The 9,860-nt window shown below is 57.6% G+C and carries 11 protein-coding genes and 1 other RNA gene; 6 read left to right on the top strand and 6 right to left on the bottom strand.

What is annotated here, in order from left to right:
• The 4 genes from H1Y01_RS01750 to H1Y01_RS01735 form a co-directional block, all read right to left on the bottom strand.
• The coding region (locus tag H1Y01_RS01750; protein WP_219341181.1) for an aspartyl protease family protein at nt 1–296 on the bottom strand (296 nt) is incomplete at its 3' end.
• A 3-nt stretch (nt 297–299) separates the two neighbouring features.
• The gene (locus tag H1Y01_RS01745; protein ID WP_180538372.1) at nt 300–806 is read right to left on the bottom strand and encodes a DUF5678 domain-containing protein; all 507 of its coding nucleotides are present in this window, start codon (nt 804–806) and stop codon (nt 300–302) included.
• Nucleotides 807–814: 8 nt separating this feature from the next.
• Entirely contained in the window at nt 815–1,468 is a 654-nt protein-coding gene (locus H1Y01_RS01740) for a hypothetical protein (protein ID WP_180538371.1), read from the bottom strand.
• Between the two features lie 107 nt (nt 1,469–1,575).
• Complete coding sequence (locus H1Y01_RS01735) at nt 1,576–2,655, bottom strand: alpha/beta hydrolase fold domain-containing protein (protein ID WP_180538370.1); 1,080 nt, start codon at nt 2,653–2,655, stop codon at nt 1,576–1,578.
• Between the two features lie 194 nt (nt 2,656–2,849).
• On the opposite strand from H1Y01_RS01735, the gene H1Y01_RS01730 reads away from it, so the two are divergent.
• A complete protein-coding gene (locus H1Y01_RS01730) occupies nt 2,850–3,806 on the top strand; it encodes a substrate-binding domain-containing protein (protein WP_180538369.1) in 957 nt (318 codons plus the stop codon).
• A gap of 384 nt (nt 3,807–4,190) precedes the next feature.
• A complete protein-coding gene (locus H1Y01_RS01725; RefSeq protein ID WP_180538368.1) occupies nt 4,191–4,571 on the top strand; it encodes a response regulator in 381 nt (126 codons plus the stop codon).
• Nucleotides 4,572–4,578: 7 nt separating this feature from the next.
• Here H1Y01_RS01725 and trpD read toward each other — a convergent pair whose 3' ends face one another.
• Nucleotides 4,579–5,631, bottom strand: coding sequence for an anthranilate phosphoribosyltransferase (trpD, locus tag H1Y01_RS01720; protein WP_180538367.1), 1,053 nt, complete (start codon nt 5,629–5,631; stop codon nt 4,579–4,581).
• Between the two features lie 848 nt (nt 5,632–6,479).
• On the opposite strand from trpD, the gene sucC reads away from it, so the two are divergent.
• The 4 genes from sucC to ssrA all read left to right on the top strand — a co-directional run bounded on the left by sucC (nt 6,480) and on the right by ssrA (nt 9,349).
• Nucleotides 6,480–7,646: an ADP-forming succinate--CoA ligase subunit beta gene (gene sucC / locus H1Y01_RS01715; RefSeq protein ID WP_180538366.1), complete on the top strand. Its 1,167-nt coding sequence runs from the start codon at nt 6,480–6,482 to the stop codon at nt 7,644–7,646.
• The gene (gene sucD / locus H1Y01_RS01710; RefSeq protein ID WP_180538365.1) at nt 7,647–8,525 is read left to right on the top strand and encodes a succinate--CoA ligase subunit alpha; all 879 of its coding nucleotides are present in this window, start codon (nt 7,647–7,649) and stop codon (nt 8,523–8,525) included.
• Nucleotides 8,526–8,532: 7 nt separating this feature from the next.
• On the top strand, nt 8,533–8,946 hold the full coding sequence (gene ndk / locus H1Y01_RS01705; RefSeq protein ID WP_180538364.1) for a nucleoside-diphosphate kinase: 414 nt from the start codon (nt 8,533–8,535) through the stop codon (nt 8,944–8,946).
• A gap of 48 nt (nt 8,947–8,994) precedes the next feature.
• Nucleotides 8,995–9,349, top strand: a transfer-messenger RNA (tmRNA) gene (gene ssrA, locus H1Y01_RS01700).
• A gap of 50 nt (nt 9,350–9,399) precedes the next feature.
• Here the strand turns inward: ssrA and H1Y01_RS19840 are convergent.
• On the bottom strand, nt 9,400–9,723 hold the full coding sequence (locus H1Y01_RS19840; protein WP_367399755.1) for an integrase core domain-containing protein: 324 nt from the start codon (nt 9,721–9,723) through the stop codon (nt 9,400–9,402).
• Nucleotides 9,724–9,860: the final 137 nt, after the last annotated feature.

Here is a 9,860-nt window from a genome sequence, read left to right as displayed (position 1 = left end):
TCCCTGGCGAAGTACACCATGCTGTCCAAATCGAAATCGCACGACGACAAACGCACGGTGTGACCGTACGTCGCAAACGCCCCGGTTGCTGTTACGAACCGCTGCGGCTCGCCCGATTCGACGTCGAGCTCTAGCGCCTCGGCGTGCTCGCGTTGAAAAATGCAGGACAGGGCCCCTGTGTCGACCTTGGCGAGTAGACTAACCTCACGGTTGCCCGCCATTATCGTGATCGGAACTTCGATACCCAACGAGGAATTTCGATAACTGCCACGATACGTGAAAGCCAGGGAAGGCAACCTTCACCAGCCCCCGAACGGAACGGAATCGTCTTCGATTTTGATAACTAGGGCTGGCGGTTCTTCTGCCAGGACCCGTGCATAAACCTCTTTTCCGGTCTTGCCGGAAGCGATCAATCGGGATCCTTGTAGCGCGATCCATTGGCCAACCCATTTGTGGCGATTTTCAGACAACCACAGTTGGGCAGCACGGTATCCATGATCTCGTTCTGAGCGGCGCTGCAGTCGCACCAGTGCGGCTAGAACTTCAGGCGCCCGGCAAAGATGATTTTCAATGGACATCGCTGGGCGCCGGTTGTGGATCAGGCGTTCAATCCCTACACTCTGTTGATCAAAATCGGACAATCCGACGGACTGCGGATTTGAAAACGCCGGCATTGCGGCCAAATCGCTCTCGTTGAGTGGACCGCCCCGATCGCTCGTGTAACCATACAACGACGGCGCCGTCCCTCGCTCCGCCGCCTCCCATAGCGAGTAATCCTGCTTCGGTGTTTGATCCTGTGTACTCAAAGTACTCATCATCTTGAGACACCGCGCTCATCCATCAAACCCAGCAAGCGGAAGGCGAACACTTCATCCTCGTATAGTTTGGCAGCTATATACGGAAACAAGTCCTCCCCGACGAATCGACGCTGCAGCCGAACAAAAGCGGCGCGTTCATACTTTACCGATTTGTCAATGATCACGGTTCCGGCGCTTCGGTGAAGTGACACGCCGTAGAACACCGCTTCGCCCACCATATCCTTCCTCACCAGAGCAGCGGTTGCGGCGGCGACGTCGACAGTGTCAGACCTGACATGAAGGGCCAACGTAGATTGTTGAGAAGCCGGGGTTGCTTCGACCATCCCACATACCACTCGCGCCACTTGCTCGAATGTGGAGATCAGCCGCGACGCTTCCGCCCAGTCTGGATTAGCAGCGCTAAAGGTGACGAAATCCAAACCGATCTTCACCGCAGCGTCGAGTTTCCGGAGTGCAATGTTGAGAAAAACATCCCCCAAGCTGGAAGCCTCTTTATTGAACGAGAAATCCGCCATCTCAACCCCTAACTCTTTCAGAAGCTGGTGCAGAGCGGATACGAAGGGGTTCGGCACGGTCCATCGGTCAATCCAGGGCGAGGTGAACGACTGCCGATGTTCAAGAAAAGACTCCGGTATCGTTGTTGCGCTCAAGGCTTTCCCACGCCCCAATTCTATCGAACGGCGACATCAATCCGGTTGGAATGCGGTAGTGATTCGGTATGCTGCCTTCTTTCGACGAATTAGGAGAGTGTAGGCCGCTAGTGTCGATCCGCTAGCGGCGTCTGGCTGACGAAAGCATTGCTGTCTTTCGCGGCCTTCGTCTCAACCCCAGGCCTCTGCAAAAACCCAAGGTCGCGGAACCAATCGATAAACCGGAACTGCCAGGTGCCGAAGGGCGTATCGTTGCGGTCGGTCAGGCCTCCGGTCATATGACTTCCATCCGGCAGCGGGTCGCCGGGATGCCGTCCGTTTCCATAGATGTGCATCTCGATATTCGGAACGCCCAAATTCAGCATCGCGCTGAAATATTCCATGGCCCACACGGCATGCACGCGATCTCCGGACCCCCCGCACACAAGGAACGCCGGCGGCACATTGCGCGGAATCGGCGGCGCAACCCGGTTGCGCGCAAACGGAGACGGTCCGGGGTAAATGATGCCTACGAAATCCGGGCGTGAAGTAACTCCCGCCAAAGCATCGTTGGTATTGTTCTTCTTATCGAAGTCGTTGTACAGGACGGCGGCCGCGGCAACCAATTCCGCTCCCGCCGAAAACCCCATCATGCCGATCTTATGCGGATCGATATTGAACTGCGCCGCATAAGCGCGCACCATACGGACCGACTGGAGCGCGTCGTTCACCGCGTCGACTTCCGCGATGTAGCCATCCTTCCTGAGGCGGTTCCGCAGGATGATCGTGTTCACCCCGTAGTTATAGAAGAACGGCACGAAATCGGCGCTCTCACTGCCGACGTTCAGGGTGTTGTGGCCGCCGCCCGCAACCAGAATCACGGCCGCTCCGGTATTGATGCTGCGATCCACCGTATGCACTTCGATCGAGGGATTGTGGATGTTGACGATGCTGTTGATCCGTCCCGGTACCGCTTGGCTCATGCTGTAGACTTCGGCCTCATGGACGCGGTCGGCCTTCAGGAACGTAGACCCGGGCGGGTACAAGGGAATCACGACGCCGCCCGGCAGAATCGGCTGCGGCGCGTAGGGAGCGTCGGTTACGGGTCCCGGCTTCGGCACTCCGAGCGGCGCGGGGGGCGGCGGCAGCGTCTGCGCGGCAACTGCCACGGTTACGAACGAGAACAACCAGGGGAAGGCGTGTCGCATCTAGTCTCCGGTTTTTGAGGAATCCGGCTCTTATGATAGGCCAACGAACTCCGGGGCGCTCCAATCTGGTGTTCGGCATCACAAACAGGAAGACCGAGCCACCGCCGGGGGGCTGACTCGCGATATACTTCCACTCGGAAAGAATTGGAGGTCTTCCGATGAATTCGCACTGTAGAACCTCACTCGCGATTGCAATGGCGGCTTGGCTTGGGTCGATTGGTTGCAGCACGGCGCCGCCCGCTCCGCAGGGTACGTATTATCTGATTGCCACGAACATTAAGCTTCCGTATTGGCAATCCGCATTATCCGGGCTGAATCTCGCGGCCAAGGAGCTGAACGTTAAGGCTGAACTCGTGGGTCCGGAGACCTATAAGCCCAGAGAGCAGCATGAAGAATTTCAACGTGTACTCAATCAGAACCCTTCCGGGATTTTGATTTCGGTGGGAGACCAGCGCCTGATGCGCGCGGACATTGACAGCGCGATTTCCAAGGGCATCCCGGTGTTTACGCTTGACTCCGACGCGGAGAATAGCAAACGGCTGCTGTTCATCGGAACCGACAATTACAAGGCCGGGCTCTTGACCGGTTCGACCGTAAACTCCACGCTGAACGGCAAAGGAAATGTCGTCGTTTTTACCATGCCCGAACAGTTGAACCTCGTCCAGCGCTTGCACGGATTGAATGATGCGTTCGCCAACCACTCGAATCTTAAGATCACGCGCACGGTGGACGTTCAAGGCGATCCCCAAGTAGCATTGGCGGCGGCAAAAGAAATCCTGGACAAGGATGCGGCAAAGGTGGACGCGTTTGTCTGTTTGGAGGCGGTCTCATGCTCAGAGGTCGCTGAGGCGTTGAGCGAACATAACGTGCCGGGGAAGTTGGTGGTGGCGATGGATACCGACCCGCGTACTCTCGATTGGATCAAGAAAGGATTGATCAGCGCGACTGTTGCCCAAAAACCATTCACCATGGCCTATGTGGGACTTCGGATGCTTGCGGATCTGAATGCATCGAAAATCGGGAACCTGGACAGGCCGTGGGCAAGCAGTCCGGAGTCGAAAATTCCGACCTTCGTCGATACCGGCGTCACGCTGGTTAATGGAGACAATGCCGGCGCGTATATGGGGACAAGTTTAGTTAGCCAGAAGTAGAAGACGAGAGTTTGCGCGCCTCCATACAGCCGAAGCGCGCAAACCTTTTACTCAAAGCTAGGCCGCTTTGCGATCCAGCTCCGGCTTAATTACAACCTTGGTGTAAGCCTTACCTTCGCTTACGCCGCGATGATCGAACTTCTCATAAGCTTCCGGCGCGCCGCTTAGCGGGATACATAGCTAGAAAGCCCCGATCGGGCGCCGTTAAGTAAGTGACATCGCGGTTGTAAATCCACCCGCTTGGTGAGCAGAACGAAATACGGCTTGCACGTTTGCTATGCGGCTCGAAAACAGATATCTTCGTAGAAGCTCCTAACTCCAGTTTTTCAGCGAGGGCAGCCCGGTCTGCGTGCCGTCGAAACATTCAAAACAAAGACTACAAGTATGCCCAGACAGGCAAATACCCGTATGCTCGTCGCCGTAAGCGACCTATTTTTCATGGCGAAAATTCTGGACGCCGCGAAACGCGCCTTAATGCAGCCTGAAATCGTGAAAACATCCGCGGATGTTCTGGAAAGAGCGAAAAGCGCTCCGGCCCTGGTGATCGTGGATCTAAATTTCGACGCGCTGGAACCGGTAAAAACGATCCTCGCACTCAAGCAGATTCCGGAAGCCAAGGGTACGAGCGTGATTGCGTTCGTCTCTCATGTGCAGGCGGAACTCAAGATGAGCGCGCACGAGGCCGGGTGCGACATGGTGTTGGCGCGGTCCGCGTTCTCACAAAATCTGCCGCAGATCCTGAAGCGTTATAGCGGCGTTATTTAGTCGAGCGCTATTTTGCAGACCGTAGCTGGTCCAGTTTCTGCTGCGCCCCGCCGTAATCGATGGAAAGTTCCGCTGCGCGCACCCCATCCTCGATCGTCTCGACCTTGCGCGCCGCCATCAGAGCCAAAGCGGCATTCATGAGTACAATGTCGCGCCGGGGCCCGCGCTCGCCCGATAGAATCTGAAGCGTTATTCGGGCATTCTCCTGCGGCGTCGATCCGCGCAGCGTTTCCATGGGCGCGCGCTTCATTCCGAAATCTTCGGGAGTTAGCGTGGCCTCCGTGGCCTTGCCGCCTTGAATGCGGAACGCGGTCGTCGGTCCCGAAAGCGACACCTCATCCAGACCGTCGTGCCCATGAACCACATAACCGCGCTTCAACCCAAGTTCCGCCAGCGCGGCGGCAACCCGCGCGGCCGCATCGAGCGAGGGCGTTCCCACGATTTGCGAATCCGTTTGCGCGGGATTCGACAACGGCCCCAGCAGATTGAAAGGCGTGCGCAACTTGAGCTCGCGCCGGATCGTCTGCACCTGCCTGGTTGCGGGGTGAAACGCGGGCGCAAACAGAAAACAGATCCCGGCATCCTGCAGAGCTCGGGCGGCCTGCTCGCCGGACACAGCCACGGTGACCCCCAGATGTTCCAACACATCCGCGCTCCCGGACGCGCTCGACACCGCCCGATTCCCGTGCTTTGCGACGCGCACGCCGCACCCGGCGACCACGAAAGCGACTGTCGTCGAAATGTTGAATGTACTCAACCCGTCACCGCCGGTCCCACAGGTATCGAGCAGCGTCTCGCCGGGCCCAACGGCGAACGGAACCGGCACGGCAGCCGCCCGCAGCGCGCGGGCGAATCCGGCGAGTTCCGCCGCGGTCTCGCCCTTCATATGGACCGCGATGAGGAACGCCGAAATCTGCGCGATGGTGGCTTCGTTCTCCAGAATCGCCCGCATGGCCGCTTCGGCCTCCTGGGCGCTTAAGTGTCGCCGCGCGGCGGCGGCATGTAGAAACGGAAGTAGTTGAGTGGCTTCGCTCACGTCAGGAAGGATGCTTAACAGCATAGCGGTAAACGCTGTGGTTGAGCGGCGCCTATCATTCGGCCGTTACTCGGACCAGATCGATGACTGCCTGTCCCAAGCCAAGGCTCTTTATGTAAATCTGGAGGGGTTGGCCTAAGTGGACCGGTTAGCTCCCGAGGTTATAGACAATTGTGTCGGTCACGAAAATGCCGCCAACAGGGGTCTTGCTACAGAGCTGTCCCGCGCTGCACTTGACTTGGTCGTGAATAAAATCCGGATTGATGATTGCGATAGAGGTTTGAGCCGATGCTGTCCACGCTGACGCGAACAGAGCAAGAAAAAGTAGTCGTATCTTCACGTTGGTTTCTCCACAAGTGGGATTGCTTCCCATCGGGCCGCCAATCATAGCAGCAGTGAGGCTGTTCGCCGCGATGCTCCTCGGGCTTTCGCCATTGGTTAGCCAACTATAACGGCGCGCTAGGAATGGGCTGGGGGCTTACACCAAACTAGGAGGCTAATCACGAGCCTGGGTCGCCGGGAGTTGCCGGCCCAAATACGGAGTTCAATCCTCCCTCACTTAATGGCCTACCCTTCAGCCGCGCCGCGTCACTACAGGGTCCAAAATAGCGAAGTCGGTCATGACTGAATCGTTACTTTCAATCTGGTTAGCTTTACACGATTTACTATCCAGGAATGTTCTTTCACGGTCGCAACGAGCAGTCCCCATACTTTGAGGTTTATCGGCAGCGCTTCAGGTGACCACACGGCGTTCCTTGGAACCAGCGGTAGCCCGAGGCACAACCGGCCAGGACGCCCAAAAACTCCGAATGCTATCCTTCTAAATGCTTGAGCCGGGCACTGCGCCGGGCTCGCACATAAAGCGAACTTAAATGAAAATCCACGAGTACCAGGCCAAGGCGATCCTGGCGAAATACGAGGTGCCGGTCCCTCGCGGCGAAGTGGCGTTCACCGTTGCAGAGGTCGAAGCCGCGGCCAAGAGCATCGGCGGCAGCGTCGTCATCAAAGCCCAGATTCATGCCGGCGGGCGCGGTAAAGGCGGCGGGGTCAAGATCGCGAAGAATGCCGAAGAAGCCGCGCTGACCGCCGAAAAAATGCTCGGCATGACGCTGATCACGCACCAGACCGGACCTGAAGGACGCGTGGTGCAGCGCGTACTGGTGGAAGAAACGCTGCCGATCGACAAGGAACTGTACCTCGGCATCGTGCTCGACCGCGCTCTGGGCAAGTTCGTTTTCATGGCATCCGCGGCGGGCGGCATGGAGATCGAAGAAGTCGCCGAACACAATCCGCACGCGATTCTCAAGGAAACGATCGAGCCCGGCTTCGGCTTGCGTCCGTATCAAGCGCGCCGCCTGGCGTTTGGCATCGGAATTCCCGCCGCGAGCATGAACGCAGCGGTTCACGCCATCCTCGCGCTAGCCACCGCTTGCGACACGAACGACGCCACGCTCGCCGAGATCAATCCGTTCATTCTTACGAAGGACGGGAAAGTCTACGCCCTCGATGCGAAGGTGAACTTCGACGATAACGCGATGTTCCGTCACAAAGACCTCGCCGCGCTGCGCGATCTGAACGAAGAAGATCCGCTCGAAGTGGAAGCTTCGAAGTTCGGTCTCAACTACGTCAAGCTGGATGGCAACGTCGCTTGCATGGTTAACGGCGCGGGACTTGCGATGGCCACGATGGACATCATCAAGTATGCCGGCGGCAGCCCGGCGAATTTCCTCGACGTCGGCGGCGGCGCGAACGCCGAGCAGATCAAGAACGCGTTTCGCATCCTCTTATCAGATCCCGGTGTCAAGGCTGTGTTGATTAATATCTTCGGCGGTATCTTGCGCTGCGACACGCTGGCCAACGGAGTTCTGGCGGCCGCGCGCGATCTCGATGTGAAAGTACCTATCGTGATCCGCATGGAAGGTACTAACGTGGAAGAAGGACGGCGGATACTCAAAGAGTCGGGCTTCAACTTCACAGTAGCCGAAGGTATGCGCGATGCGGCCGAGAAGGTCGTGCGCCTGGCAGGAGCGAAACCGTAAATGAGCGTACTTGTCGACCAGAACACGCGTTTGCTGGTGCAGGGTTTCACCGGAAGAGAAGGTACCTTCCACGCGACGCAGGCTATCGCTTACGGCACGAAGGTTGTCGGTGGAGTTACGCCGGGTAAAGGCGGCGCCACGCATTTGGACTTACCCGTCTTTAACACGGTCGCGGAGGCTGTCCGCGAAACCGGCGCGAACGCCACGGTCATCTTCGTGCCCCCGCCGTTTGCGGCTGATTCCATCATGGAAGCGGTCGATTCCGCTATCCCACTCGTTGTTTGTATCACCGAGGGAATCCCGCAGATCGACATGGTGAAGGTGTGGGAGTTCATGCAGGGCCGTAAGTCGCGATTGATCGGGCCTAACTGCCCGGGAGTTATCTCGCCGGGTAAGTGCAAGATCGGAATCATGCCCGGTCATATACATAAGGAAGGCAACGTGGGAGTCGTCTCGCGCTCGGGAACTTTGACTTACGAAGCCGTCGGCCAGCTAACTTCTTTAGGTATCGGACAGTCGACTTGTATCGGAATCGGCGGCGATCCAATCATCGGCACTTCGTTCACCGACGCGATCAAGATGTTCAACGACGATCCCGATACGCACGCCATCGTAATGATTGGCGAAATCGGCGGCGATGCGGAAGAGAAGGCGGCGCACTATATCAGCGCCAACGTACACAAGCCGGTCGTCGGATTCATCGCGGGACAGACCGCGCCTCCGGGCCGCCGTATGGGTCATGCGGGGGCGATCATCTCCGGCGGGTCCGGCGCAGCGCCGGATAAGATTCGCGCGATGGAACAAGCCGGCATCACGATGTGCCCGTCACCCGCAGACATTGGTGAAAAAGTGAAGAGCCGCTTAGAAGGTAAGAAGTAAAGGATCAATGGAACTAACGTTTTCAATCATCAAGCCGGATGCTGTCGCTTCCGGCCACACCGGAGCTATCCTGGAGCTACTCGAAAAGGAAGGCTTCCGGATTCGCGGTCTGCGCATGCTGCGCTTGGCGAAGGCGCAGGCCGAGGCTTTCTACGAGGTCCATAAAGAGCGGCCCTTTTACGCAAGCCTGGTCACGTTTATGACGGAGGGCCCCGTGGTCGCCATGGTTCTGGAACGCGAAGACGCGGTCAAGAAGCTGCGCGAAGTGATGGGCGCGACGAATCCGGCAAATGCGGCCGAGGGAACGGTTCGGAAGCGATTCGCGGAGAGTATCGAGCGCAACGCGATCCATGGCTCCGACGCGCCCGAGACGGCGGCGGACGAAATCCCGTTCTTCTTTACCGCGGCAGATTTGCTTTAGAGCGGCGGAATCGTTCCGAGTTCGCTAGAATCGAATTGGGTATCGAAAGGGGGCGTCCAGGTTTCGACGGGATGGAATAGGGTTGGGAAGTCGTGCCGGGTTCCGAGCTCCCGTAAAACGATCGGAAAAACAGAACTGCCAACACGCAGTTTGCATACGCCGCTTAAGTAATTAAGTAGCCGCTTCCTCCGGTGAGCCCGCGCGGCGGAGATCAAGCGTCATCTTGCGGGATAAGCCCTGCGACTTCGGTCCGGAGTCAAGGGGACGAAAAAACAATCGGGCTAGGCTGTTCGTATTCTTGCCGGCTCTGATGCGGCAGCCGAAACAACTGAACCGGAAACGCACGTAGTCTTTTCGCTTCTAGCCTTCTCGGACGCGGGTTCGATTCCCGCCGCCTCCACCAACTAAGCCATTTTATTTTCAATAATTTGCAAGGATTTGGCAGGTTTTCCGCTAGCATTTGCTAGCATTCGAACGTCGAATGGTCAAATTATTCATGCGGCCCGGCAGTAATAGTTGAGTAAGCCTCCGAGTCGCTGGCTTCGGCGCACTACTTTCAGAACCGGATCTAATCGGCGGCGCGTCCGGAAACAGCAGAGTGTTCGCTTTACCCTGATGGTTCCGTTCCGCATGATAATGGGATACATACTCAGCTAATGCGTGGCGCAGCGATCCTTCGCCGAATAGGATGAGTTTGCGCAGGCATTCTTCTTTCACCGATCGTACCCAGCGCTCCGCGAAGGCATTCAGATTCGGCGGGGTGGCAGCGCCAGGCACTTCACGCCTTCTGAATCCAGGATCGAAATGAAGGTGGCGCAGAACTTCGCGTCCCGGTCATGCAGCAGGTATCGCTGGTTGCGCAAGTAGCCGACATCGGGATCGACCGCGTTCCGAGCCATCTGCTCCATCCATTC

The sequence above is a fragment of the Nevskia soli genome (assembly GCF_903970205.1).
Taxonomy (GTDB): domain Bacteria; phylum Acidobacteriota; class Terriglobia; order Bryobacterales; family Bryobacteraceae; genus Bog-113.
The sequence above is the reverse complement of the archived record's forward strand: the minus strand, read 5'-3'. Positions and strand labels throughout refer to the sequence as shown.

Bases quoted from the DNA above. Each gene is read 5' to 3' on its own strand.
- ndk (WP_180538364.1), top strand. From the start codon at position 8,533: ATGGAACTAACGTTTTCAATCATCAAGCCGGATGCTGTCGCTTCCGGC.
- trpD (WP_180538367.1), bottom strand. From the start codon at position 5,631: ATGCTGTTAAGCATCCTTCCTGACGTGAGCGAAGCCACTCAACTACTT.
- H1Y01_RS01725 (WP_180538368.1), top strand. From the start codon at position 4,191: ATGCCCAGACAGGCAAATACCCGTATGCTCGTCGCCGTAAGCGACCTA.
- sucD (WP_180538365.1), top strand. From the start codon at position 7,647: ATGAGCGTACTTGTCGACCAGAACACGCGTTTGCTGGTGCAGGGTTTC.
- H1Y01_RS01735 (WP_180538370.1), bottom strand. From the start codon at position 2,655: ATGCGACACGCCTTCCCCTGGTTGTTCTCGTTCGTAACCGTGGCAGTT.
- sucC (WP_180538366.1), top strand. From the start codon at position 6,480: ATGAAAATCCACGAGTACCAGGCCAAGGCGATCCTGGCGAAATACGAG.
- H1Y01_RS01730 (WP_180538369.1), top strand. From the start codon at position 2,850: ATGGCGGCTTGGCTTGGGTCGATTGGTTGCAGCACGGCGCCGCCCGCT.